The sequence below is a fragment of the Paenibacillus sp. 7541 genome, assembly GCF_002276395.1.
GTDB classification, from domain to species: Bacteria; Bacillota; Bacilli; order Paenibacillales; family Paenibacillaceae; genus Paenibacillus_AQ; species Paenibacillus_AQ campinasensis.
Genome location: NZ_NQLZ01000032.1, coordinates 1 through 25372, shown reverse-complemented (window position 1 = coordinate 25372; position 25372 = coordinate 1). Strand labels below are relative to the sequence as shown.

At 51.6% G+C, this 25372-nt stretch carries 22 protein-coding genes; 18 read left to right on the top strand and 4 right to left on the bottom strand.

Annotated features, from left to right (window positions below):
• Positions 1-57: 57 nt before the first annotated feature.
• The 7 genes from CHH75_RS18990 to CHH75_RS18960 all read left to right on the top strand — a co-directional run bounded on the left by CHH75_RS18990 (position 58) and on the right by CHH75_RS18960 (position 8740).
• On the top strand, positions 58-1632 hold the full coding sequence (locus CHH75_RS18990; RefSeq protein WP_095266361.1) for a response regulator: 1575 nt from the start codon (positions 58-60) through the stop codon (positions 1630-1632).
• Positions 1633-1683: 51 nt separating this feature from the next.
• Complete coding sequence (locus tag CHH75_RS18985; protein ID WP_095266362.1) at positions 1684-3471, top strand: sensor histidine kinase; 1788 nt, start codon at positions 1684-1686, stop codon at positions 3469-3471.
• A 174-nt stretch (positions 3472-3645) separates the two neighbouring features.
• Positions 3646-4701, top strand: a complete 1056-nt coding sequence (aroF, locus tag CHH75_RS18980) for a 3-deoxy-7-phosphoheptulonate synthase (RefSeq protein WP_095398931.1) — start codon at positions 3646-3648, stop codon at positions 4699-4701.
• A 307-nt stretch (positions 4702-5008) separates the two neighbouring features.
• Entirely contained in the window at positions 5009-6433 is a 1425-nt protein-coding gene (gene glnA, locus CHH75_RS18975; protein WP_095398930.1) for a type I glutamate--ammonia ligase, read from the top strand.
• A gap of 188 nt (positions 6434-6621) precedes the next feature.
• Entirely contained in the window at positions 6622-7710 is a 1089-nt protein-coding gene (gene serC / locus CHH75_RS18970; RefSeq protein ID WP_095398929.1) for a 3-phosphoserine/phosphohydroxythreonine transaminase, read from the top strand.
• Positions 7711-7833: 123 nt separating this feature from the next.
• Complete coding sequence (gene trmL / locus CHH75_RS18965) at positions 7834-8298, top strand: tRNA (uridine(34)/cytosine(34)/5-carboxymethylaminomethyluridine(34)-2'-O)-methyltransferase TrmL (RefSeq protein WP_095398928.1); 465 nt, start codon at positions 7834-7836, stop codon at positions 8296-8298.
• Between the two features lie 187 nt (positions 8299-8485).
• The gene (locus CHH75_RS18960) at positions 8486-8740 is read left to right on the top strand and encodes an AbrB/MazE/SpoVT family DNA-binding domain-containing protein (protein WP_095266367.1); all 255 of its coding nucleotides are present in this window, start codon (positions 8486-8488) and stop codon (positions 8738-8740) included.
• A gap of 283 nt (positions 8741-9023) precedes the next feature.
• Here the strand turns inward: CHH75_RS18960 and CHH75_RS18955 are convergent, their stop codons facing one another.
• Positions 9024-10061, bottom strand: coding sequence for a phosphodiester glycosidase family protein (locus CHH75_RS18955; protein ID WP_483310958.1), 1038 nt, complete (start codon positions 10059-10061; stop codon positions 9024-9026).
• A gap of 38 nt (positions 10062-10099) precedes the next feature.
• Positions 10100-10504: a hypothetical protein gene (locus CHH75_RS18950; protein WP_095266424.1), complete on the bottom strand. Its 405-nt coding sequence runs from the start codon at positions 10502-10504 to the stop codon at positions 10100-10102.
• A 350-nt stretch (positions 10505-10854) separates the two neighbouring features.
• Between CHH75_RS18950 and CHH75_RS18945 the strand changes: the two genes are divergently transcribed.
• A complete protein-coding gene (locus CHH75_RS18945; RefSeq protein ID WP_095398926.1) occupies positions 10855-11511 on the top strand; it encodes a DNA-binding response regulator in 657 nt (218 codons plus the stop codon).
• A 152-nt stretch (positions 11512-11663) separates the two neighbouring features.
• Positions 11664-12884, top strand: coding sequence for an aminotransferase-like domain-containing protein (locus tag CHH75_RS18940; protein WP_095266370.1), 1221 nt, complete (start codon positions 11664-11666; stop codon positions 12882-12884).
• Between the two features lie 105 nt (positions 12885-12989).
• On the opposite strand, the gene CHH75_RS18935 is transcribed toward CHH75_RS18940, so the two are convergent.
• Positions 12990-13856, bottom strand: a complete 867-nt coding sequence (locus tag CHH75_RS18935) for a DUF2161 family putative PD-(D/E)XK-type phosphodiesterase (protein WP_095266371.1) — start codon at positions 13854-13856, stop codon at positions 12990-12992.
• 260 nt (positions 13857-14116) lie between these two features.
• Between CHH75_RS18935 and CHH75_RS18930 the strand changes: the two genes are divergently transcribed.
• The 3 genes from CHH75_RS18930 to CHH75_RS18920 all read left to right on the top strand — a co-directional run bounded on the left by CHH75_RS18930 (position 14117) and on the right by CHH75_RS18920 (position 18575).
• Positions 14117-16012: a PrkA family serine protein kinase gene (locus CHH75_RS18930; RefSeq protein ID WP_095266372.1), complete on the top strand. Its 1896-nt coding sequence runs from the start codon at positions 14117-14119 to the stop codon at positions 16010-16012.
• Between the two features lie 358 nt (positions 16013-16370).
• Entirely contained in the window at positions 16371-17216 is an 846-nt protein-coding gene (gene rhaD, locus CHH75_RS18925; protein WP_095266373.1) for a rhamnulose-1-phosphate aldolase, read from the top strand.
• 276 nt (positions 17217-17492) lie between these two features.
• Positions 17493-18575, top strand: a complete 1083-nt coding sequence (locus CHH75_RS18920) for a globin-coupled sensor protein (RefSeq protein ID WP_095266374.1) — start codon at positions 17493-17495, stop codon at positions 18573-18575.
• A 148-nt stretch (positions 18576-18723) separates the two neighbouring features.
• Here the strand turns inward: CHH75_RS18920 and CHH75_RS18915 are convergent, their stop codons facing one another.
• On the bottom strand, positions 18724-20112 hold the full coding sequence (locus tag CHH75_RS18915) for a SpoVR family protein (RefSeq protein WP_095398925.1): 1389 nt from the start codon (positions 20110-20112) through the stop codon (positions 18724-18726).
• A gap of 244 nt (positions 20113-20356) precedes the next feature.
• On the opposite strand from CHH75_RS18915, the gene CHH75_RS18910 reads away from it, so the two are divergent.
• The 6 genes from CHH75_RS18910 to CHH75_RS18885 form a co-directional block, all read left to right on the top strand.
• Complete coding sequence (locus CHH75_RS18910; RefSeq protein ID WP_095398924.1) at positions 20357-22153, top strand: S9 family peptidase; 1797 nt, start codon at positions 20357-20359, stop codon at positions 22151-22153.
• A 186-nt stretch (positions 22154-22339) separates the two neighbouring features.
• Complete coding sequence (locus tag CHH75_RS18905) at positions 22340-22858, top strand: hypothetical protein (protein WP_095398923.1); 519 nt, start codon at positions 22340-22342, stop codon at positions 22856-22858.
• Between the two features lie 196 nt (positions 22859-23054).
• The gene (locus CHH75_RS18900; RefSeq protein ID WP_095266378.1) at positions 23055-23228 is read left to right on the top strand and encodes a GapA-binding peptide SR1P; all 174 of its coding nucleotides are present in this window, start codon (positions 23055-23057) and stop codon (positions 23226-23228) included.
• 338 nt (positions 23229-23566) lie between these two features.
• Complete coding sequence (locus CHH75_RS18895) at positions 23567-24187, top strand: helix-turn-helix transcriptional regulator (protein ID WP_176475614.1); 621 nt, start codon at positions 23567-23569, stop codon at positions 24185-24187.
• Positions 24188-24200: 13 nt separating this feature from the next.
• Complete coding sequence (locus tag CHH75_RS18890) at positions 24201-25013, top strand: pyruvate, water dikinase regulatory protein (RefSeq protein ID WP_095266380.1); 813 nt, start codon at positions 24201-24203, stop codon at positions 25011-25013.
• A 22-nt stretch (positions 25014-25035) separates the two neighbouring features.
• Positions 25036-25372 (top strand): fructose-bisphosphatase class II (locus CHH75_RS18885; protein WP_141235865.1); only part of this gene is annotated, 337 nt, incomplete at its 3' end.

The following is a 25372-nucleotide window of genomic DNA, read 5'->3' as shown; positions in this document are numbered from 1 at the left end:
GGTATGCTGCGCTAAGCAGTATACCCTTATCGGAATTTATGGGGGGAGATGGAGCCCGTGTATAAAGTGCTGCTTGCAGATGACGAAATACTGGATCTAGAAGGCATGAAGAGCTTTATTCCATGGGAAAAACTCGGTATGACGATTGCGGGCGCGGTCACCAATGGCTTCGCCGCCTGGGAGGTGCTGGAGAAGGAACCTATCGATATTTTGGTAACCGATGTGCGGATGCCGAACATGACAGGCATCGAGCTGGCTCAGCGTGCGCTCAAGCATCATGAAGATTTGCGGGTCATTTTTATTAGCGGGTATCAGGATTTCAGTTATGTGAAGCAGGCGATCGCCCTGAATGCGTGCAGCTATGTGCTCAAGCCGATGGAGGACGAGGAGTTGATCCAGGAGCTGACAAAAGCGAGGCAGGAGCTGGATCGTCTTCATCGCCGGAAGGAAACGGAGCGGGCCTATCAGCAGATGATTCCGATTCTGAAGCATCAGTATTTGCTGCGGTTGCTGCAGCAGCCTTATGATGGCGCGGTCCTGGAAATCATGAAGAGGGAGTATCGTTGGGCGGAGCATGAATGGCCTATCCGCGTGGCGCTGCTCGAGTTGGACGAAATGAGTTCCTGGCGAAGCCAGCAACAGGTGTCCGAGGAGAGGAGAGGAATTCGGGAACAGTACATGGCACAGCTGCATATGGCTTTGGATCAAGGCGGTTTTGCCCATGTATGCAGAGTGACAGATCAACGTACAGCCGTTCTGTTCGGAGGGGATCGTGACCGGGCGGAGATTGAAGCGATTCTGGAACAATTACGTCAGGAATACGGCCTCACTGTGACGGTGGGCGAGGGCGGGGACGCGCATAAGCTCGAAGACCTGCACCAGTCCTACGAGATGGCGGTCAGAGCTTTGGATTACAAAATGTTCCGCGGGAAAGGTCAGTGGATTATGTACCACGAGGTGCCGACGGAGAACCGCGAGGAAGTGGAGAGTCTCGATATCCGGCTGGATGCGCTGTTCAAGGCGATGGCATCCTATGATCTGGTCGGCATTCATGATGAAATTTTGGCCATTCAGCATCTGGCGGCGAACATCCGTTCAACATTTACGGTTCGGAACCTCGCGATGTATATTATATTAAAGCTGGATGAGCATCTGCACACGATGCATGAAGACTTGTTCCGGATTTTAGGCATCGAGCTGAAAAATCTGGACATTCTGCTTCAATTTGAAACGCTGGATGATATTTTTTCATGGTTAAGAATGAAAGTGTTTGAAATCTCAGAACAGTTAAAATTTCGCAAAGCATCCAAAAACGGGCGTCTCATTGAGGAAATGATAGACGTGATCCGCGATCGCATGCATGAAAACATTACTTTGCGCGATATGGCGAACCGCTTTTCTTTTTCACCGAATTATCTGGGGGTTATCTTCAAGGAAGAGACCGGTCATAATTTCAGCGACTATGTCATCAAGCTTCGCATGGAGAAGGCCAAGAGCCTGCTTGTCACAACGAAGCTTAAAATATATGAAATCGCCTCCCTGACGGGATATCAGTATTTACCTTATTTCAGCCGGCAATTCAAGGAGTTTTACGGCATGACTCCGCTGGAATATAGACGCAAACATACCTAACCGAAATACTTGCACCATTCGCTTATCTCAGATGTGGGGTCGTGATGTGTTATGGCTGGAAAATTTGAACGCATTCGGGTCAGACTGCCGTTTGGCTACAAGCTGATGCTTTCGTACTGCGTGTTTATTATTGTGCCCGTGCTGCTGGTCGGAAATATCGCCAATCAGCTGGCGGTGCAGTCGATCAGGGAGCAAACCTACAACAACATTCAAGGGACGCTCTATCAAATGAGCGATAATATCTCTTACAAAATGGAAGATGTCGCTCGCGTGTCGGATATGCTGTATTTCGATATGTCTTTTAACAATCGGCTCCGCTTCAGCGAGAGCCCCTGGGTCAGCTATGACACAACCGTCAATGTCCTCATTCCCAAGCTTGAAACCGCCATCAACACAGCCAACCGGAAGGTGTGGTTGTCCATCTATCTGAAAAATGATGAAATACGTGAAATTTATGACAGCTACAGCACGACCGACCCTTTGCACTCGGATAACCGTCTATATGATATTTACCAATACAAGCGGCTTGAGAACAGGGACTGGTATCACGAATATCCGAAAGAGGAGCAGTACGGTGTCACCATGCAGTGGAAGCAGATTGAGGATGATGCGAGAAAGGACCGCATCTCATTGCTCCGCAGATTGGTCGATATCACTTCCGTCAAGCCCCGAGAGATTGGGTTTATGCGAATCAACGTGAATCTGTCCAGCCTGTTTGAGAGCATGGATTATCGAAAGATCGGGGACGGAACCGCGCTTTATCTGACGGACAGCGAGGGGCGCATCGTGATCTCGTCAGGAGGAAAGCATTCGACGGTGTTCAAGGAGCCTGAGCTGCGCAATAACGGGGACCTGCTGATCCGCAAGCCGATCACGCAACTCGGGTGGGATTTGATCGCGGTTGTGCCTTCCCATATCGTCGAGAAGGATACGGCGAAGATCCGCTATGTGACCCTGCTCATCTGTGTGGTCTGCATTGCGATCTTTATCGTGGTCAGCCTGATCATCTCCCGATATTTCAGCCGCAGGGTATCCAAGATTGTATCCGTGCTGGATTCCTTCCAGGAAGGGGAGTTTCACAAGCGGGTTCACTTCAAGGGGGCTGACGAGTTCACGCACATATCGGCAGCGCTGAACGAGATGGGAAGCAATATCGGACAGCTGATCCGTGAGGTGTACCTGGCCGATCTGCAGAAGAAGGAGGCGGAACTGGAATCGCTGCATGCGCAGATTAACCCGCACTTTTTGTACAACACGTTATCTTCCATCAGCCGGCTGGCCAAATTCGGCAAGCTGGAAAAACTGCAGCGTATGGTGCTGGATCTGGCGAAGTTTTACCGCTTGTCTCTTAATGACGGCAGAACGATCATCCCGGTCAAAAATGAGCTGGAGCAAGCCCAGGCCTACATCGATATCCAAAAAATCAAATATGAGAACCGCATGCAGGTTCAGTACGACATTGACCCCGAGGTCGTGCGGTATGAGACGGTGAAGCTCATATTGCAGCCTTTTATCGAGAATGTCCTTGAGCATGCATGGACCGGCGATTACATTCATATTCGCATCATAGGCAGCGTCGTGGAGGAAGGGCTGGAATTCAGAATTATTGATAACGGCGTCGGCTTTCCGCCAGGGGCTGCCACGTACAGCACAGGCGCCCAGGATCTGGGCAGCACCGGCTACGGCATAAGGAATGTGGATCAGCGCATCAAGCTCCATTACGGGCCGGAGTACGGTGTGACGCTGTTCAGCCGCCCCGGCATCGGCACGACGGTAAGAATTATACTGCCGCTGGTGACGCGCAGCGTGACCGAGAGGCGTAACAAGCGAATCGAATAATCTGGACGGATATCCCTGTTCAAACCATTTTGGGCTTGACGAACAGGGATATCTTTTGTATATTTGCTTTATTAGATAAAAGCATAAAAGCTTAAAAGCGAACAAGCGATTAAGTGTAAAAGTGGATGAAAGCATTCATGCATAAGATAGACTAAGAGAAGGAAGGTACCCGTTATGATCGTCATTACATCCAATACGACCCCCGAGGAACAGATTCGGAACATTGTGTCCGAAATTGAGAAAGAGGGGCTTCAGGTCCATATTTCCAGAGGCGCGGACCGAACTGTGATCGGTCTCATCGGCAGTGTTAATCCGAAGCTTGCAGAGCATCTGCGGCAGATGAAGGGCGTGGAGAATGTCGTGAAGATCTCCAAGTCCTACAAGCTGGCCAGCCGGGACTTCCATCCGGATGACACCGTCATTGATATCAAAGGCACGAAAATCGGCGGCGGTAACCTGGTTGTCATGGGCGGTCCGTGCGCTGTCGAGTCTGCGGAGCAGATTGATGAAATCGCCGGGCTTGTGAAAGCTGCCGGCGGCCAGGTGCTGCGCGGCGGCGCGTTCAAGCCGAGAACAGGCCCTTACAGCTTCCAGGGCATTGGCGTCGAAGGGCTGATTATGATGGCGGAAGCCGGGCAGAAGCATGGCCTGTTGACCATTACTGAAGTCATGACACCAGAATATGTGGACATCTGTGCAGAGTACGCGGACATTCTGCAGGTGGGAACGCGCAACATGCAAAATTTCGACCTGCTCAGAAAGCTGGGCACCTGTGGCAAGCCGGTGCTGCTGAAGCGCGGATTCAGCGCCACATATGACGAATTTTTGAATGCAGCCGAGTATATTTTGGCTGGCGGCAACCCGAATGTCATGCTGTGCGAGCGGGGAATCCGAACATTTGAAACCTATACGCGCAATACGCTGGATTTATCTGCCATTCCGGTTTTGCAGCAGCTTAGCCATTTGCCGGTGATCTCCGACCCGAGCCACGGCACGGGACGTCGTGAGCTGGTGGAACCGATGTCCAAAGCGTCCGTAGCCGCCGGAGCGGACGGTCTCATTGTCGAAATGCATACCGACCCGGACAACTCGATGACAGGCGACGGGGTGCAATCCCTGTTCCCAGATCAGTTTGCGGCCTTGCTGAAAGATCTGGAGCAGCTGGCTCCGCTCGTTGGTAAAACGTTCAATACGGCTAAAGCGCCTGCTGAGCAATTTCAACGCGTCTAATTGATGTAGGTTTCTGGGGCGCAGGGAAAGAGGCGGGAGGAAACCGATTACAAAAGGTTGTTTGCTGTCTGGACGAGGGCTAATATAAATAGGTAGACACTTGCTTCGATGAAGCAGGTGTCTTTTTGCTGATGATCCAATATATGGTTTTCTGTGTCAATATATATAACGTGGTTTTTAAAAATACCTTACATGGGTATTGACGTCAGGTTATCTCCCGGCATATAATGACGAAAAGAAATTTCAAAGATTATGAACATTGTTAAGCTGTTTTAGTCTTAATGTTCGGAAACTGGGAGGAAGAGATATGTCGGTAGAGAAAGTATTGCAAACAATTCAAGAGAACAACATTGAGTGGGTCGATTTTCGTTTTGTAGACTTGTCGGGACGGGCGCATCACATTACCCTGCCGGCTGCTGAAGTAGATGAAGAGACTTTTAAGAACGGTGTAGCTTTCGACGGTTCTTCCATTCCTGGCTTCCGCGGAATTGAAGAGTCCGACATGGTTATGCTGCCAGATCCAGAATCGTTCTTCATTGATCCGTTCACAGCTCATCCAACGCTGAATGTCATGAGCAACATTTTCACTCCGGAAGGCGAAGCCTACGAGCGCGACCCGCGCGGTGTGGCAGAGCGTGCTGAGAAATACCTTCAGCAAACCGGTATCGGCACCGCTGCATTCTTCGCACCGGAGTCCGAGTTCTTCCTGTTCGACGATGTCCGTTACCAAAGCTCCATGAACAGCTCCAGCTACACGGTAGATTCCGAAGAAGCAGCTTGGAACACCAACCGTGCTGAAGAAGGCGGAAACCTTGGCTTCAAAATTCGTGTCAAAGGCGGTTATGTTCCAGTAGCTCCAGCGGATTCCCAGCAGGACATTCGCAGTGAAATGTGCCGCTTGCTGAATGAAGCCGGACTGCGCGTTGAGCGTCATCACCATGAGGTGGCAACGGCTGGCCAGGCGGAAATCAACTTCCGTTTTGACACATTGAAGAAAACAGCTGACAACCTGTTGAAATACAAGTATATCGTTCACAACACTGCTCGTCAGTTTGGCAAAACAGCAACCTTCATGCCGAAACCGCTCTTCGGGGACAACGGAAGCGGCATGCACGTTCACCAATCCATCTTCAACGGCGACACGCCATTGTTCTACGAAAAAGGCGGATATGCTAACCTGAGCGAAACTGCGCTGCACTACATCGGTGGTATTCTGTACCATGCTCCAGCGCTGATCGCGTTGACCAACCCGAGCACGAACTCCTTCAAGCGTCTGGTTCCTGGCTATGAAGCACCAGTTAACCTGGTATTCTCCAAAGGTAACCGTTCCGCAGCAGTTCGTATCCCGGTTGCGGCTGTAACGCCTAAGGGCTGCCGTATCGAATTCCGTACACCGGATTCCACAGCTAACCCTTACCTGGCCTTCTCCGCAATGCTGATGGCGGGTCTGGACGGTATCAAGCGCAAAATCGATCCAGTCGCTCTGGGCTATGGTCCTTTCGACAAAAACATCTATGAGCTGTCCGATGCGGAGAAGAAAGAAATCCGCAGCGTTCCAGGCAGCCTGGATGAAGCTCTGGATGCACTTCAGGCAGACTATGAGTTCCTGACTGAAGGCGGCGTATTCACGAAGGAGTTCCTCGATAACTTCATCGAGTTCAAACGTGCAGAAGCCAAAGATATTTCCATCCGCACGCATCCACATGAATACTCCCTGTACTTTGACATCTAATAGCCATCATCTGTATATGTACGAGGCTGTCCCGAATGATCCTTGGATCTTGCGGGGCAGCCTCTTCATATTCAGGCCGATCGCTGCGATTGGATACATAGAGCATATTTTCACTTGAACGAGCATCGGTTTGTTGCTATGATAGGCGATAAAATAAGCATTCATAAGAGAGAAGGGTGGAGAGTTTTTTGAGCAAGAGAGCCTATAATTTTAACGCTGGACCCGCAGCGCTGCCTCTGGAAGTGCTGGAGCGCGCACAGGCCGAATTCGTAGACTATCAACATACCGGAATGTCCATTATGGAGATGTCACACCGCGGTGCCGTATATGAAGCTGTACATAATGAAGCACAGGCGCGGTTGCTGGCTCTGTTGGGCAATCCGACAGGCTATAAGGTGCTCTTCATTCAGGGCGGTGCGAGCACGCAGTTTGCCATGATTCCGATGAATTTCCTTAAAGAAGGCCAGACCGCGAACTACGTAATGACTGGAAGCTGGGCCAGCAAGGCGCTGAAGGAAGCCAAGCTGATCGGAAACACCCATGTGGCTGCTTCCTCTGAAGCAAGCAATTATATGACCTTGCCTAAGCTGCAGGAGATCCAGCTGCAGGACAATGCGGCTTATCTCCATCTGACCTCGAATGAAACGATCGAAGGCGCGCAGTTCAAGGCGTTTCCTGACACCGGGTCGGTGCCGCTTATCGGAGATATGTCCAGCGATATTTTGAGCCGGCCATTTGATCTGAATCAGTTCGGCCTGGTGTATGCGGGCGCACAGAAGAATCTGGGTCCATCCGGCGTAACGGTGGTGATCGTGCGGGAGGATCTGGTTGCCGAGTCGCCGAAGCATCTGCCAACCATGCTCCGTTACGACACGTATGTGAAGAACAACTCGTTGTACAACACCCCTCCATCCTTCGGGATTTATATGGTAAATGAGGTGCTGAAGTGGATCGAGGAGCGCGGGGGACTTGAAGGCGTCCAGCAGGCGAATCGCAAGAAGGCGTCCCTGATTTATGATGCGATTGACCAAAGCGGCGGCTTCTATCGTGGCTGTGTGGATGTGGATAGCCGTTCGGACATGAATATAACCTTCCGGCTTGCCTCCGAGGAACTGGAGAAGGAGTTCGTCAAGGCTTCCGAGCAAGAAGGCTTTGTCGGTCTTAAAGGTCATCGCAGCGTCGGCGGCCTGCGGGCTTCAATCTATAATGCGGTTCCGTATGAAAGCTGCGAGGCGCTGGTTCAGTTCATGGAGCATTTCAAGCGCAGCCGCGGATAACAGTGATTCGGGTATGCATGCCTTCCGTTATTTGGCGGAAGGTTTTTTTTCTTCATAGCTAGATCCGGAATAGGATAAGTTATAATAGAATATAAAATGATCTAAAAGGTGGAACATCATAACATGGCACTTCATATCGTACTTGTTGAACCTGAAATCCCTGCCAATACCGGCAATATTGCCAGAACATGCGCGGCTACCGGCACGCATCTTCATCTGGTTCGCCCGCTTGGCTTCAATACCGATGACAAAACGCTGAAACGGGCCGGGCTGGACTACTGGTATGCGGTACATATTGAATATCACGATTCTTTTGAGGAGCTGCAGCAAAAGTATCCGGAAGGCCGCTTCTTCTATACATCAACCAAAGCGACCAAGCGCTATTGTGATATCGCCTTTCAGGACGGTGACTTCCTCGTATTCGGCAAAGAGACCAAGGGGCTTCCGCCCGAGCTGCTGGCCGCGAACCCGGATTCCTGCATTCGGATGCCCATGACGGATAAAGTGCGCTCGCTTAACCTGTCCAATTCGGCAGCCATCATCGTATATGAAGCTTTAAGGCAATTGGATTACCCTGGCATGGCATAGAAGAGGTAATTTTAGTCCGAAATCGGCAGAAATCATCCAGTATACCTATATAATTTAAAAAAACAAACAATTTCTTAAAATCTAGCAGGATTCGACAACTTTTTATCGAACTATTATACTAGGCCCAAAATATCAGGTTTTTTCTAACTTGAAATTTATTGTTGAAATGAAAGAGGGTGACAGTATCATGAAACCTGCTGGTGTAGTTCGTAAAGTGGATCAACTGGGAAGAATCGTTCTGCCAAAATCCTTGCGTAAAAGATATCAGATGAACGAAGGCGATCCTGTAGAGATTTTGGTTCAAGGGGACCATATCATCTTGGAGCGTTACCGTCCGAAATGTGTGTTCTGCGGATCTATGGACGGGGTAAGCGAATTTAAAGAGCGCTACTTATGTGCCCAATGCATGTCGGAGATGCAACAACTTCCGAAGCATGCCTAATACGAGCAATTATGATAGCATCGCATCATGCGATGCTTTTTTGTCGAAATAAATAAGACCCCCTCGCTTGAGGGAGTCATGCCTTACAGGCCTTTGGTTTTATCATCATTGTAGGCGGCAGTTAGAATACCGACCATATAAAGGGCAAAGACGATCATGACAATCCAAAAGGTTAATGAGAACGACACGAAAACCCACCTCCTGCTAAGCTATCCTTATTATACCCACCTTCCGGCAAAAAATAAATGAGAACATCCAGCTTATTTCAGGTTTTTGCTAAAATCTACTTAAAAAACAAGAAGTGTGTCGGAACAGGCCGCAGACTGCCGTCGGAAGGCTTGTTCACCACTCTGCCATTCAGCACCAGTGAAGTAGAGCCGCCACCATCCAAGTTATATGCATCCATTACGCCGAGATTGACCAGCTTGTTCTGAATTTCCTGCAGGGTTGCCCCGGAGCGGCCATTCTCATCATAGCCCTCGGTGATAAGAATCAGCAGTTGATCGTCCTTGTAATTGCCAATCACCGTGCGCGGGGCGCGAGCCGGCGAAGTGCGCCATTTGTCCGGGATGGCCATTTTCTTGCCGTTCTTCAATAACACCGGGACAAACGTTGCTCCGAAGGCAGGCTCCAGCTTATCCAGCTCCTGTCTGTTGTGGAACTTGCCGCCGATTAGCTGACCGGACTTGCTCATCCCGACAAAAGTAAGGTCCTTGAAGCTGGGATGAAATCCGGACACGTACTGACCGTTGATGACTGTGGTGCCAAGCGGATGGCGACCGCCATTCCCGTCGGCGAATCCGCCGGCATTGATGCCGGCGACCGCCCCGTGCCGGCTAACGGCTCTCATCGTTGTTTCGACAGAGCCGGGCTGGCCTGTGCCAAGCGACATCGTCATGGCCGAAGGATCCTTCAGCTTCACTTTGATGGCATAGCCATTATATGTTCCGGGATTGATTTTATATAACTCAATTCGAATCCGGTTGCTGTTCACCGTCTCCATCGGGGTGCCCAGCTTGGCGGTGATTCGCCGGTTATAGATCTGCTCCGGACGAGCCGCTTGCGTCTGGGCCGTCTTCAGAATGGAATTGACGGCGGCGGTCGTCTGCTGATACAGTTTCGCCGTCTCCTCAATGGAAGAGATCGTCTGTTTGGCGGCATCGGCAGCCAGATCCAGATCCTGCTTGATGACGCCCGATTGGCTGGCCAAGCTGTCAGCTGATACATATTCCTCATATTGCAGTGAAAGCTGCGGCGGCTTGGTCAGCAGCCACATGCAGAACAGCATGCCGATAAAAGGAGCGATTGCGAGCATAAACATCCGGTTGACCTGCTTCGGCTTGCCATATATTAATGCTTTCACTTTAACAGCTCCATTTTTCGCTCAAGTTCCTTCAGCTGCTTCTCCACTTCGCTTAACTGGCTGTACAGCTTGTTGCTGTTATCGGTCGTCCCGGTCGCCTGATCCTTCGTGAAGGTCAGCAGCTCGTTGAAGGACTGCACCTTGCTCTGCAGGTCATTGATCTCCAGCACCAGCTCGCCGAAGCGCGCTTCGTATTCCGCTTTAAACTGTGCCATCTGCTGGCGTGTATCCTCCTGAAGCTTGACAATCGCCTGTTCTTGCAGGTGATTGCTATATAGGTAGGCTGCGGTTGTACCCAGCCCGATCAGAACAATCCAAAAAATCCAGAACCATTTGGCGGATGGCCCTTTTTGCTGCATTGTCTCCCGGGGTTCATAGGCTGTTTGAACTTCTGTCTCCATCGACATTTTTCACCCCTTAAAAGCGTTCATTTTACCAGCTCTCATTCTATCATGTCAGAATTGCTTTCGCAAAGACGAATAAAAACCGACTTAATTCTTAAAAAGAGATTGCTTATGCAGTTGAAGTTAGGATACAATCTGTATAGATTTGTTAAACCATGTGGATACATAACTAACATTCTTCATGCTCTACCACGATAAGCCTGCAGTTCAGGGCGCGGCCTCTTCACCCCTAAATAGCTGCAAACAACGGGCATTCGCAAGTGTCGAATAGTTGTCCGGAAGGCGGGCTTTACTTTAATAGAATTAATAGTATTGAAGTTCTCTGAAACAGGAGGTTTTAAGGGATTATGAATGAGGTTTGGCGAGTGGTCATTATTGGCAGTCAACCTACAAGCATGCTGGGGACAAAATTAATATTGGAAGAACAGAAGGATCTGGTTGTCGAGGGAATGACATCATCGGAAGCGGTCGGGATGCGGATGGTGGAGGACCTGCTGCCGAATGTGGTACTTCTGGATTATCGACTGCAGGATCAGACGTCCGAGGAGCTGTTGGAACGGATTAAACAGATGTCACCCAGCACCCATGTGATTATCGTTACCGATAACGACGGACTGTCGTTACTGCAATCCTTAATCAGCCGCGGTGCGAGCGGGTTGCTGTCCAAGCAGTCCTCCACGTTCCAGCTCATACATATGATTACCGGACTTCGGGAAGGCATTGCATCGCTGCCGCTGGAGTGGGTGAGACAGGGAGTATGGCCGCTGGCATCGTCATCGATGAATGAAGGCGGAATTTCACTCTCGGAGACAGAAGCATTTATAATGGAACGGATCGTGCAGGGCATCACCTATGATAAAATCGCGTCCGAGATTCAAGTAAGCCGCCGGTCGATTGACAATTATTTGCGGAAAATTTATGTGAAGCTCGGGGTGTCGACCCGGGCCCAGGCGATTGAGAAATATGCGCTGTATACCCGGCATAACCGTCAAGTATATGCGTGAAATCGGGTATAAGGTATAATAAATGAACTTCGGGAATACCCTTTAAAGGCTGCTTCTGCTCGCAAATGAGATGTGTTCAGCCTTGGCTGGCTGTATGCAGGACCTGATTTACAAGACCCGAGGCTTACGATTACGGCTAAGGAGGGACTTCCATGCAGTATTCCTTTGCTTCCCGTGCACAGACTTTGCTGACATCCCCGCTGCGCAATATTCGAGCTCTTGCGAAGCGGGATTCTTTTATTTCCTTGGCGGAAGAGCTGCCTGCAGAAGAACTGTTCCCCCAGCATTCGCTGGCTGAAGCGGCAGCAGCTGTACTCTCCCAGGATCCGCGGTCGCTGCAGTATGGCGAGGCGGAGGGGTATGGCCCGCTGCGGGAGTGGCTTAGCCAGGACCTTGGCAGGCGCAAAGGAGTCCATGTTCAGCCGGATCATATCCTGCTGACCACCGGAACCCAGCAGGCGCTGGATTTGCTCGTGCGGGTCTATGTTGAGCCGGGAGATCCGGTTCTGATCGAAAGCCCGACCTCTCCCGGCATGCTGCAGGTGCTTCGGCTGCAAGGGGCCCGCATCATCCCGATCGAGGGCGATGAAGACGGCCTTCTCCCGGATGAGCTGGAGAGGCAGATTGTGGAGCATAAGCCGAAGCTGTTGATGGCGGCGCCGAATTTTACGAATCCAACAGGAGTCATGTGGAGTCTGGAGCGTCGAAGGCAGGTGCTTGAGCGGTGTGCCAAGCATGAGCTGCTCATTGTGGAGGATGATTCCTACGGGGATTTGTATTTTGCAGATGCAGAAGGGATTGAAGCCCGCGAACGGATCCCCTCGCTGTTCTCGCTGGAACAGCCGCAGGGCAATCATGTGCTCTACATCGGGTCATTCAGCAAAACGGTAGCTCCGGCGCTTCGGACCGGCTGGGCGGCAGGCCATCGGCGCCTGATCGAAATGATGACAGCTGTGAAGCAGATGGCCGACTGGCAGTCCAGTCTGTTGAATCAGCGCATTCTCCAGCACATGCTGGATTCGAAGCATTTTGACCTGGAAGAGCATATCCGGATGCTGAACCGGGAATACCGGACGCGGCTCAAGCTGATGATTGAGCTGCTGAAGCGCAAGCAGTGGAAGCATGCGCGCTATGCGGTGCCGGAGGGCGGCATGTTTCTATGGGTGGAGCTTCCGCCAGGGCTTAACGGGGATGCGCTCTTGAGAGCCGCTTTATTAAAGGGGGTCGCCTTTCTTCCAGGCTCCATGTGTTCGCCGAGTGAGAAGGCTGACGGCTGTATAAGATTGAATTTCACCCATCCCGGTAGGGATGAACTGCTGCTGGGCATGAATCTCATTAGCGAGGCCGTCACGGAATTCACGGCTCGCAGCTAATATTGGCAGCAATCCCATCGTACGGCAGCAGGCTGCCGGTTCAGGTCTATGAGGAGAACCTGAAACCGGAAGCCTTTTTTTGTTGTTGATCCGGCCCGGGCCGGATCATGATTTACCGGATGCACGCCGCTTCTTCTTTTTACGGGGAGTCGGTGAAGGTAAAGGCGCTGCCTCCTTTGCGGCGAAAGGCAGCTGCCCGAGGGATTGGTCCACAACCGGGGCATATTCCTGCAGCGCCTGCAGTCCGGCAGGCGTCAGGACATACCGCCCCCGGCTGATCCTCCTGAACCAGCCGTAATAGTTGTGCTGCAGAATTGCACCGGCCGAGCCGACGCCGCTGGCATCGCGCACCTGGGCCGGTGAGATTCCGGCAGTCGCGCGCGGGCCGGCCGCATCATTCGTAGCCTCCGCATCCGCATCCTCAGCTTCATCCGGACCGGCGAGCTGCGTGATCGCGGCGGCGACGCGGAGCGCTTTTTCCCGGTAGGCCGTTACCAGCTTCGCCCGCGTAATTCCCCCGGTATTATAATCCCCGCTCCGCTCATGAAACTCATACAGCAGCCGCTCTCTCCGTCTTGGGGATGTTCTTCCGGTCTGCACGGCAGCTTCAGGCTCGCAGAGCACCTCCACGAACGGGGCTTTGGTTTTGTAGAACGTTACGGTCATCAGACCAAGTCCCAGTCTCCGGCACAGATCGCACAGATCGGACCAGCGCTGATTGACAGCGCCTTTTTTCGTCCGGCTCTTCTCGACGGCCAAATACACATACGGGCTCAGCTTTAACCTCTCCAGTCCTTGCAGAAGCAGGGCGAGGTTGAAGGTCTTCTTCATCTCGACAATCAACGGCTCCTTCATCCCTTCCTTCATTCCGACCAGATCGCAATTGCGGACCTCTCCTTTAATGATGTAACCGTTCGTTTCGAAAAAAGCCTTTAACGGAGCGTACAGCTCGGCTTCGTGCTTAATCGCCATGGAACTCTCCTTTATCCATATTATAAGATGTAATATTGATGTAATTTCAGTATAGCATGGTCACGGCATTCGCAGGGGGAGAGGGAGGAGGCGAGATCGTGCTGACCAGAGAATTAGCGGGAAAATGCTTCGAAAATAAGGTCAACTATTCCGAGCAAGCCGCATAGGTATGTAATACCCTTTTTGTAAATAGAGTGTTATAACCTGGCGCTGTGGAATGGAAGCCAATCCCCATAAACAGACTCATAGGAGGTAGCGGTATGGATATTTTCGAACGCATAGCATCGTATCGTGCAGAGAGCGACCGTTTGGCGTGGAGCGGCACATTCAGGGAATATATCGACATGTTGAAGAAGGACCCCTCCCCAGCCATGACCGCGCATGCTCGTGTATATGACATGATTGAATCGTACGGTATCGAGGAGAGCGGCGGCCGCAAAAAATATAAGTTTTTCGAGCAGGAGATATTCGGGCTGGATCGGGCCATCGAAAAGCTGGTGGAGGAATACTTCCATTCGGCTGCGCGCAGGCTGGATGTCCGCAAGCGGATCCTGCTGCTTATGGGGCCGGTGAGCGGAGGCAAATCAACGCTCGTTACGATGCTGAAGCGCGGGCTGGAGAAGCATTCCCGGACGGATCGCGGCGCGATCTACGCCATTTCGGGATGCCCGATGCAGGAAGAGCCGCTGCACCTTATTCCGCTGGAGCTGCGACCGGAGGTGGAGAAGGAGCTGGGCGTGCGGATTGAGGGCAATCTGTGCCCGGCCTGCCAGCTGCGGCTGAAAACGGAATACGGCGGGGATATTGAAAAGGTGCAGGTTGAGCGGGTACTCATTTCGGAGGAAGGCAGAGTCGGCATCGGCACGTTCAGTCCCTCTGATCCGAAGTCTCAGGATATTGCCGATCTGACCGGCAGCATCGACTTCTCGACCATTACGGAGTATGGCTCCGAGTCTGATCCGAGGGCATACCGGTTTGACGGCGAGCTGAACAAGGCCAACCGGGGGCTGATGGAATTCCAGGAGATGCTCAAGTGTGACGAGAAGTTTCTGTGGAATTTGCTGTCCTTGACCCAGGAGGGGAACTTCAAGGCCGGCAGGTTCGCGCTGATAAGCGCGGATGAGCTGATTGTCGCTCACACGAACGAGTCGGAGTACAAGGCGTTTATCGCTAACAAGAAGAATGAGGCACTGCAATCGCGGATGATTGTCATGCCGATTCCATACAATCTGAGGGTCAGCGACGAAGAGAAAATCTATGCCAAGCTGATCAGCCAAAGCGACATGAGGCATATTCATATTGCACCGCATGCGCTGCGCTCGGCGGCCATATTCTCGATTCTGACCCGCCTTAAGGAAACGAAGAAGCAGGGCATGGATCTGGTGAAGAAAATGCGGATGTACGACGGCGAAGAGGTGGAAGGCTACAAGGAAGCCGACCTCAAGGAAATGCAGAACGAGTATCTGGAGGAAGGCATGTCCGGCGTGGATCCGCGCTATGTCATCAACCGGATATCCAGCGCTTTGATTAAGCAGGATCTTCAATGCATTAACGCGCTGGATGTACTGCGTGCCATCAAGGACGGACTGGATCAGCATCCTTCGATAACGAAGGAGGAGCGGGAGCGGTATCTCAATTTCATTGCTGCGGCCCGGAAGGAATATGATGAGCTGGCCAAAAAAGAGGTGCAAAAAGCGTTTGTATACTCCTTCGAGGAATCCGCCAAAACATTGTTCGAGAACTATCTGGACAATATTGAGGCCTTCTGCAACTGGAGCAAAATCCGCGATCCGCTGACCGATGAGGAGATGGATCCGGATGAAAGATTGATGCGTTCAATTGAGGAGCAGATCGGGGTGTCTGAGAATGCGAAGAAGGCTTTCCGCGAGGAAATTATGATCCGCATTTCGGCTTATTCCCGCAAGGGCAAGAAGTTTGAATACCACAACCATGAACGTCTGCGGGAAGCGATTGAGAAGAAGCTGTTTGCTGATCTGAAGGATATCGTCAAAATTACAACTTCGACCAAAACGCCGGATGCTGTGCAGTTGAAAAGAATCAACGAGGTTAGTTCCCGGCTGATTGAGGAGCACGGCTATTGCCCGGTATGTGCCAATGAACTGCTGCGGTACGTGGGCAGCTTGCTGAACCGGTAGTAGTGTCAATAATGGCCTGCCGGAGAATTCAAGGTCAGGCACAAGAATAACAAGGGTGATATGAAGGGATAGACAGATCGGGCGATCATGCGCGGAAGCTAGCGCAGGGTCGTTTTTTTTTGTATGTTTGCGATATGCGGCGTATAAACACCTTGTGAATGTGAAAAACATAACATACTCCAAACCGCATTTTTTATATAGTAGTTCCAGCAAGATCGTTCATGAAGAAGCCGATATCCCCGGTACGGTACCCGTCGCAGGTTTGCAAGTTTAGGGAGACGCAGCCCGCTTACAAGTCATCTTGTCAGCGTAAAGTGCCGTAAGATTAAGATGGGATAGGAAAGAGGAGAGGACCCTGATGAACAGAACGCTTTCGATGGTTACACGAGATGCTGGAGAGCTTGAAATTCCGTTCGTTCGAGAATTGGCCGAAATTACGCAGCATATGTGGAGAAATGGATGGGATGAACGAAATGGCGGCAATGTGAGCTATATACTGTCCGAGGATGAAGTTGCCGAGTACATCGATATCCATCACGTCCAGCGCATTATCAAGCCTGCTTTTCCGGTACATGAGCTGAGGGGCAAGTATTTTATCGTTACGGGTTCAGGGAAATATTTCAAGAACATGCTGTCCGAGCCCGGGGCTAATCTTGGTGTTCTGCGGGTATCAGCAGACGGCGAGCAGTTGGAGCTGTTATGGGGGCTGAACCACGGTGCGGTTCCGACAAGCGAGCTGGCCTCCCACTTTCTTAGCCATATCGAGCGGCTGAAGGCGGATCCGAGCCACCGGGCCGTCATTCATAATCATGCGACCCACACCATCGCCATGACCTTTATTCATCAACTGGATGAAAAAGCATTCACGAAGACGTTATGGTCGATGTGCTCAGAATGCATCGTTGTTTTTCCGGAAGGAATTGGCATCCTGCCATGGATGGTTCCGGGCTCCAATGCCATCGGCAGGGCCACGGCTGAGAAGATGAAGGGTCACCGTGCGGTCATCTGGCCGCATCACGGCATATTCGCGGCGGGCAGCTCGATCGATGAAGCCTTCGGCCTGATCGAGACCGTGGAGAAAGCCGCAGAGCTCTACATGCTGGTATCGGGGAAGGACATTCAGCAGCGAATAACCGATCAGCAGCTGGCGGATCTCGCGGAAGCCTTCCAGGTCACACCCCGGCCGGGGATTTTAAACCTATAAACGGGGATAACACCACAACCTGTTATGATGGAAGCCACGCTCCGGAGTTGATTGCTGACTCCGGAGCTTTTTTATACAGGAAGAAAAAAGGTATGTCGTCATCTACATTGAAATGGGGGAAGAGGTTACCAAGGGCAGTCTTTTTGTATAAGAATTAGGTATATTTATCATCGAATTGGGACTTTGGGATTATGACCGATTGGTCTGTTTGGTCTATAATGGACCCTAAGACATGGAGTACTGTGATTTAGGTCATATCGTAGGAGAGGATTTTCAATGATCAATGTATCTGAGAAAAGACGCCGCCAATTGAACTATATGGGATTGGACGAAAGTACCCTGAAACTTTTGGCGGATTATCAGCCGGCGTTTGTCAAAGTGGTTGATGAGGTGGTGGACCGGTTATATGAGCAAATCGGCACACAGCCAGTATTAATGGAAATTATTAACCGGACATCAACGGTGGAGAGGCTCAAGGAGACGCAGCGTCAATACTGGTTGTCGCTCGTCAATGGCGTGGTGGACGAGTCTTACATCGAGAACCGCCTCAAGGTCGGCCAGATTCATTCCCGAATCGGCTTGAGTCTGGACTACTATCTGGGAAGTTATATGGTCTACCTGGACATCGCTGCGGATGTGCTGAAGCAGGTCATTCCGGGAGAATGGATGAAGGTCATTCATGCGCTAAGCAAGATGTTCAATCTGGATTCCCAGCTTGTGCTTGAAGCGTATCAGGTCAAGGAAAAGGAGAAGATCGAACAGCTGGCAACCAAGCAGCAGCATATGTTGGAAGCGATTACGGCTGCGGTCCAGGAACTGACCGCGATGGTGGTTCAGCTCGATCAAAGCGCGGAGCTGATAGCGGAGAATGCAATGAAGACGGCAGAGGCCCAGGACAAGGCGCATTCGCTGACGATCGAGCTCGGTCAGGAGATGCTCCATATCGAGAAGATGGGCGAGCTTATCAAAGAGATTTCCGATCAGAGTCATCTGCTCGGATTGAATGCGGCAATAGAGGCGGCGCATGCCGGCGAATTCGGACGCGGGTTCGAAGTGGTGGCGGGCGAAGTGCGCAAGCTGGCCAGCCATTCGCGCTCTGCAATGGAGGACATTCAGGACAAGGTCAGCAGCATTACGTCCAAGCTGAAGCAGGTTGAGGAGAAATCGGAGATTTCTTCGGCCAACGCCCGCGGTCAGGCGGCAAGCTCACAGGAGCTGGCAGCTTTCGTCAAGATGATGGAGAAGCTGGCTGAGGATCTGGAAGCGCTTCAGCATCAATATGATGAAGCCGGGCCTGGGGAAGCAACTGCAGATGAACCGAGACTTGTGGTGAATGCAGCCGAGGAAGTTGGCGTTTAATGATAATAAGGCTCTCCCCTCGTTATGCAAAACGGGAGGGCCGACAGCAATGGCACCTGCCCTGCGATCAGGAATGATCGCGAGGCGGGTGCCTTTTTGCTGCGGCTTGCTGATCTTGTTAGCGAGGGGGTGCCGTGGACGCGGCCACTTACAAAAAGCGGCGATGGAGCTTCTTGCCGTCGTACGAGAACAGAATGGTCTTGCCTTCGACGATGGTTTGCAGATGGATTGGCTTTCCCCACAGCCGGTAAACATAAGGAATGGTGCGCTCCATATATTTCAGGTCAAGCTCAATTCCTTCGTACATATGCTGGATCATCAGCTCTCCGGCGCGGAGATGATCGCCGTCGGTGACAACCAGATACGGAGAGCCCCCGTTCACACGTGAGACAACGAGCTGATCGCGTATGTTTTCCCATGCCTTATCGGTAATTTTCCATTCAGGCCCCTTCTTCTCAAACACATACAGATCGAGGTCTTCGACCAGTTCCTGGGTCAAATAGTTACGCAGGAAGGACGTATCGGAATCGTATTCGCGCACCTCGAATATTTTATCCCGGTCCCAGCGCCGCTCGATATCCTCGAAGATTTTCAGACCGAGATAATACGGATTCAGACTGTGGCGGGAAGGCTGCACGACCGAAGCGTTAAGCTTGGCGAATTCCACCGTCTCCTCGCTTGTCAGATCCATCTCCCGGAGGATGCGCTGATGCCAGTAGGAGGCCCATCCCTCGTTCATAATTTTGGTTTCCATCTGCGGCCAGAAGTACAGCATCTCCTCCCGGAGCATGCTCATAATGTCACGCTGCCAGTCCTCCAGCTCATGGGAGTACTCCTGGATGAACCACATCAGATCCTTCTCGGGCTCTGCCGGGAATTTGCGGTGAGAGGCTGGCGCCTCGGATGCTTCCTTCGTGTCCTGCTCCAGCTCCCACAGATCATCATAGCGTCCAGGGGGCTTCTGTTTCCTGGCTTCTTCCTTGCGCTCCATTTCCCGGCGCTGATTATGGCGCTGTTTATCCAGATTGCCTGGCCGAATGATTTGAGGGTCGACATGCTCCTGAATCGCGAGCACGGCATCAATGAACTGCTCGACAGCGGCAGTGCCATGCTCCAGCTCGTAGCGGGAGACACGCTCGGCTGTGGCAGACATGCTCTCGACCATATTGCGGTTTGAGGCGGAGAAGCGGGCATTATTTTTGAAAAAGTCGCAGTGGGCAAGCACATGGGCAACAATCAGCTTGTTCTGAATCAATGAATTGCCGTCGAGCAGAAAGGCGTAGCACGGATTGGAATTAATGACAAGCTCATATATTTTGCTGAGACCGAAGTCATACTGCATTTTCATTTTATGAAAGGTTTTCCCGAAGCTCCAATGGCTGAAGCGGGTGGGCATTCCATAGGCACCAAAGGTGTATATGATGTCCGCCGGACAGATTTCATATCGCATCGGATAAAAGTCGAGGCCAAAACCTGCCGCAATCTCGGTTATTTCCTCAATCGAGCGTTCGAGTGCCGTTATCTCGTCCTGGTGCACGAGAATCCCCCCTTCTCATGATAAAAAGCTGTTTCATACTCATATATATGGCGAGTTGGAGGAGATATGTGGGCTTTGGCACAGGCTCAACAAATTATAACTGCGACAAAAGCTGACATACGGTGGGACGATGATTGCCAGAGCCGAATTTGATACAATGATACATAATCCATAGGGATGACCGTTGAATCGGTGCCCGTTTTAATCGACCTGTGGACAATTTATAGACAGGGGGAAGTTTTCTATGATTCCGTTTCCTAAACCGGATGTGGAGCAATTTTTTCAAACCTACTTGATTCGGGCTTTCGGGGTCAGTGCGGATGAATCCAGGCTTGTGTTCACAAGTACGCTCAGCGGCAAATTCAATCTGTGGGCCATGGACTTGAATGAGGCCACAGTCTATCCTTACCCGCTCACATACAATGACCAGGTCAGCAGCTTTATCAAGCTGGACCCGGAAGGGCGGCATATATTGACAGCCTTTGACCGTGACGGCAATGAGAACTATCAGTTCCATGCGCTTCGCTGGAATGGCGGTCATCCGTTGCCGCTATTTGAGGGGGAGGACCCGGATACCAAGCATTACTTTGTTCATTTGTCGGAGGACGGCCAAAGGCTGTATTACTCCACCTCCAAGGATAATCCGTCCTTTCTGAATGCGCGGGTGTACAATCTCGTTACGAAGGAGGACAAGCTGCTGATTGAAGGGCAGGATGCGGCGACCGAGCTTGCTGCCGTAAGCCCGGATGAGCGTACAATGGTATATACAAAAGCATATGCCAATACCTACTATGTGAGCTATATTCTTCCTGAGGGCGGAGAGCCGCAGTGTCTGACGCCTGATCCGAATGTGACGCATATCGCGGGGGATCCTGTGTTTGCGGACAATGAGCGAGTCTATTTTGTCACCAACTATGATGCGGAATTCCCCTATGTGGCCGAGTACGATCTGGCAACCCGAAGCTTCAAGCCTCTCGTTCACATCGAGCGCGAGAGCGTGAGCCTGCTGCGCTGGCACAAGGCTTCCCGCACGCTGTATATCGTCACGGACAAAGGAGTGGAGGACCGGCTGTATGCATACTCGGTGGATCGCGGTGAGCTGACATCCATTTCCTTACCCGCGGATATTGTCGAACAATTGAATGTGACCCCGTCGGGCAATCTGTACCTGCTCGCCCGCGGTGCGGTCAAGCCGTACAATATTTATCGCTATGCGGATGGCGCATGGACGATGCTGACCCACAATGTGCTGACCGGCTTGACGGAGAAAGACCTTTCTTATCCGGATGTGGTCACCTATTCATCCTTTGACGGGATAGAGATTGAAGCGCTGCTGTACCGTCCGAATCCGGAGACGGCTAACGGCTACACGGTGTTTTGGCCGCACGGCGGACCTCAGGCTGCGGAGCGCAAGCAGTTCCGTGCCATGTTCCAGTACATCATTGCCCAGGGCTATCATATTTTCTGTCCGAACTTCCGCGGTAGCTCGGGCTATGGCAGCTCGTTTGTCAAAATGGTGGAGCAGGACTGGGGAGAAGGTCCGCGCAAGGACTGTCTTGCCGGCATGGACTGGCTGTTCGAGCAAGGCATCTCCAGCCCGGAGAAGCTGTTTGTGATGGGCGGCAGTTACGGCGGATATATGACCCTGCTCTTGGCCGGCCGGAATCCGGAATATTTCCGAGCTGCCATCGATATTGTCGGGGTGAGCAATCTGTTCACCTTCTACAACTCGGTTCCGGAACACTGGAAGCCGATGATGGAGCTGTGGATTGGGAATCCGGAGCGGGACAAGGAACGGTTTATCAAGGATTCCCCGATTACCTATCTGGATCATATGGTGAATCCGATGATGATCATTCAGGGCGCGAATGACCCGCGTGTGGTGAAAGAGGAATCGGACCAGATTGTTGAAGCGCTTCAGGCCCAGGGCCGGGATATCGAGTACTTGGTGTTCGATGATGAAGGCCACGGCATCACGAAGAAGGAGAACGAGAAGGTGGCTTACGCCCGAATCGTTGAATTTTTGAAACGCAATCATTAAGGGATGGCATATGTTACCCCTGTAGAATGGATCCGGTCAGCCCCTGAGGTGAAGCCGATCTGTTCTCGGGGGTTTTTTCTATATTAACATCTTGGATGAGTTGACAGCTCTCATGCCCTCATGATATTCATAAGTGGTAAATATGGAAAAATCATGATTATCATCACTCATAGAGGAGTTGGCGCTGTGAAAGCCGACAATCGGGTCTCGCCCGGGACCGCGATAAAACTTACGATGTTATTCGCTTTGATCTGTATAACGATATTTGCAGCAATGGATCATATGCATCCCCATGAAGAAGTCATCACAACGGAACTGGTCGTTATGGAGAGGTTGGCGGATACCCCAAACACCGATGGAAGGTATGATACTGTAGGCTATTCTGTCATGGGCAGCACGACCAAGACCGTGACAGATCGAGCAGGTGCACTTCGTCAGCTTGAAAGTCAATCGGTGACGGATCACTATGACTTCCAAGGCCGGTATGAAGGCACCTATCTGGAACGAACACAGCATACGCTCCGGAGGCAAGCCGAAGCGGTCCAACAGACCGCAACACGAACCTCACCCGTTCATGATCCGGACAGGATTGAGGACTTTATAGCAAGCGGGCAGATAATTCAATGGATTGACCTCACAGCGGAAGAGGAGCAAGCATTGGCGGATCAAATCCAGGAGATGATGAATCAACTTTTCCCCCGATAAGATCACTTGCTACTCATAACGGACGAAAACCCCCAATACAATAAGGAATAAGACAGCAGAGCAAGGAGACAGATGTAGCGTGGTTTTAGCGCCGGTTGGATCAAAGCGTGGAAGAAGCCTTTGACGGAGTTGGAGGTGAAGTTAAGCGCACTTCTTGACGGCTTCTTGCGACACAAAAACCTTGAGGAGGAGTAAAATGAGAGCGTTAACAAGTCCCGAGGCGGCAAAAAACGGTTCTGGACAGGATTGGGGGCTTATTATTTGTACCGGCTGCAGTGATATTATCGACACGATGCCAACCGACGGTGTCAAAATTCTGTATGGCTACTGCGGCAATGAAGAATGCACGGGCAAACGCCGCGAGGATTAAGCAATCGGTCGTTCACATAACTGCGAATCAAGCATGCTTTCAGGTCTTTGACCTGGGAGCATGCTTTTTTTGATGACGGGTTCGTTCTAACAGCGGATGCAGCAGACATAGCGGACATCTAGATTCGTCATCATCGTTGCAGATTTTAGCCATAGTCTCTATCAATGACTGCTCCCCAAATGATTGATGCCCTTTATTGCCAATTTCAGGCGAAAATATGTTGCATATATAATATATATGACGTATTATATCCGCAAGCAGGAAAATAATGTGTACAAAATGAGAGCAAACAGCTGCGGCTACCAGGAGGGATCACTATCGAACTGACACCTAGACAGTTGGATATCGTCAATATCGTAAAAAAACACGCCCCGATCACCGGAGACCAAATCGCGGAAATGCTGAATGTCAGCCGGGCCACCCTGAGGACCGATTTATCCAAGCTGGTCATTCTGGATTATATCGATGCCAAGCCCAAGGTCGGTTATTTTCTAGGGAAACGGGGGACACCCGACCGGGAGGAGAAGCTTCGTCTGCTGGAGATGAAGGTAGGGGATGTGCACGGTGTTCCTGTCATCATCCGGGAGACGACAACGATTCATGAAGCGGTTGTGTCGCTGTTTCTTGAGAATGTGGGTACCCTCATCGTCACGGATGCCGATGGACATCTGGCCGGAATCGTGTCACGAAAGGACCTGCTCAAGGTAACGCTTGGCAATCCGTCGGCCTCCTCGATGCCGGTCAGCATGATCATGACCCGGCGTCCCAATGTGACCACAGTGCAGCCCGAGGATACCGTCCTCCATGCTGCTCGAAAAATTATCGCCCAGCAAATCGACAGTCTGCCGGTTGTCGTTCCTTCCGCTTCCGGGCAACCCGGCGAAAGCTGGAAGGTCGTTGGGCGAATTACAAAAACAAATATCATCAAAATGTTGCTCGATAGGGTAGCAGAGGAGTAGTGGGAGGAATGGGATGGATCAGTCATCGACGCATTTTATAGCGATATGTTCGGACTCGATTGGGGAGACGGCAGAGGCTGTCGTGCAGGCGACCCTGCGGCAGTTCGAGCTTCCGAATACGGAAATCAAGCGGTATATGAATGTGCGGGACGAGGAGGAACTGACCGCACTGATGGAGGAAGTGGCCCGGCGTGGCGGATTTGTCGCTTATACGCTGGTGCAGCCAGAGCTTCGGGAGGCGATGCGGGAGGAAGCGGTTCGGCTCAATATCCGTGCAGTGGATATTATGGGTCCGATGATGCAGGCATTTGCCGATACGTTCAACGATGATCCCAAGCGGCTGCCCGGCCTTCTTCATCGTCTGGACGACAGTTATTTTCGCCGGGTGGAGGCGATGGAGTTTGCTGTTCAGTATGATGACGGCAAGGATGTGAGCGCCATTCTTAAAGCGGATATTATACTGCTTGGCGTATCGCGGATATCGAAGACACCGCTGTCGATGTTTCTTGCACATAAAGGCTACAAGACGGTCAATTACCCGGTTGTGCCCGAGATGGCGCTGCCATCGCAGCTGCAGGAGGTGAAGCAGGGCATCATTATCGGTCTGACGATGGATGCCGAGCATCTGCTCAAAATTCGCAGCGAGCGGCTGAAGGTGATGGGGCTCCCGCATCAGGTGCAGTATGCAACGCTGGAGCGAATCCAAGAGGAGCTGGACTATGCGAAGCTGCTGTATAACGATCTTGGGTGTCCGGTCATCGATGTGACAGATAAAGCGATTGAAGAGTCTGCTGGACTAATTATGAATTTGATTCATCATAGATAAGGATTAGAGGAGGAGAGCGACGATGGAGAGCCAACTGGCGCTTGAACTGGTAAGGGTAACGGAGGAAGCAGCACTGAGGTCGGCATTGTGGTCAGGCAGAGGAGACAAGAACAGTGCAGATGAGGCTGCCACTACCGGGATGCGGGAGCAGTTTGATTCGGTAGCGATGGATGGGGTCGTCGTGATTGGCGAAGGTGAGATGGATGAGGCCCCAATGCTCTACATCGGTGAACGAGTCGGCAATGGCCAAGGGCCGCAGATGGATGTGGCCGTAGATCCGCTGGAGGGAACCGAGACCGTAGCGAATGGTCTCAACAATGCGCTGTCCGTCATCGCCGCTGCACCAAGAGGCCAGCTGC

What these genes read in the sequence shown, in the direction of transcription:
- glnA (WP_095398930.1), top strand. Translation starts at nt 5,009, where the DNA reads ATGTCGGTAGAGAAAGTATTGCAAACAATTCAAGAGAACAACATTGAG.
- CHH75_RS18910 (WP_095398924.1), top strand. Translation starts at nt 20,357, where the DNA reads ATGATTCCGTTTCCTAAACCGGATGTGGAGCAATTTTTTCAAACCTAC.
- CHH75_RS18985 (WP_095266362.1), top strand. Translation starts at nt 1,684, where the DNA reads ATGGCTGGAAAATTTGAACGCATTCGGGTCAGACTGCCGTTTGGCTAC.
- CHH75_RS18920 (WP_095266374.1), top strand. Translation starts at nt 17,493, where the DNA reads ATGATCAATGTATCTGAGAAAAGACGCCGCCAATTGAACTATATGGGA.
- CHH75_RS18960 (WP_095266367.1), top strand. Translation starts at nt 8,486, where the DNA reads ATGAAACCTGCTGGTGTAGTTCGTAAAGTGGATCAACTGGGAAGAATC.
- CHH75_RS18945 (WP_095398926.1), top strand. Translation starts at nt 10,855, where the DNA reads ATGAATGAGGTTTGGCGAGTGGTCATTATTGGCAGTCAACCTACAAGC.
- rhaD (WP_095266373.1), top strand. Translation starts at nt 16,371, where the DNA reads ATGAACAGAACGCTTTCGATGGTTACACGAGATGCTGGAGAGCTTGAA.
- CHH75_RS18940 (WP_095266370.1), top strand. Translation starts at nt 11,664, where the DNA reads ATGCAGTATTCCTTTGCTTCCCGTGCACAGACTTTGCTGACATCCCCG.
- aroF (WP_095398931.1), top strand. Translation starts at nt 3,646, where the DNA reads ATGATCGTCATTACATCCAATACGACCCCCGAGGAACAGATTCGGAAC.
- CHH75_RS18935 (WP_095266371.1), bottom strand. Translation starts at nt 13,856, where the DNA reads ATGGCGATTAAGCACGAAGCCGAGCTGTACGCTCCGTTAAAGGCTTTT.
- CHH75_RS18950 (WP_095266424.1), bottom strand. Translation starts at nt 10,504, where the DNA reads ATGGAGACAGAAGTTCAAACAGCCTATGAACCCCGGGAGACAATGCAG.
- CHH75_RS18890 (WP_095266380.1), top strand. Translation starts at nt 24,201, where the DNA reads ATGGATCAGTCATCGACGCATTTTATAGCGATATGTTCGGACTCGATT.
- CHH75_RS18900 (WP_095266378.1), top strand. Translation starts at nt 23,055, where the DNA reads ATGAGAGCGTTAACAAGTCCCGAGGCGGCAAAAAACGGTTCTGGACAG.
- CHH75_RS18955 (WP_483310958.1), bottom strand. Translation starts at nt 10,061, where the DNA reads ATGTTTATGCTCGCAATCGCTCCTTTTATCGGCATGCTGTTCTGCATG.
- CHH75_RS18930 (WP_095266372.1), top strand. Translation starts at nt 14,117, where the DNA reads ATGGATATTTTCGAACGCATAGCATCGTATCGTGCAGAGAGCGACCGT.
- trmL (WP_095398928.1), top strand. Translation starts at nt 7,834, where the DNA reads ATGGCACTTCATATCGTACTTGTTGAACCTGAAATCCCTGCCAATACC.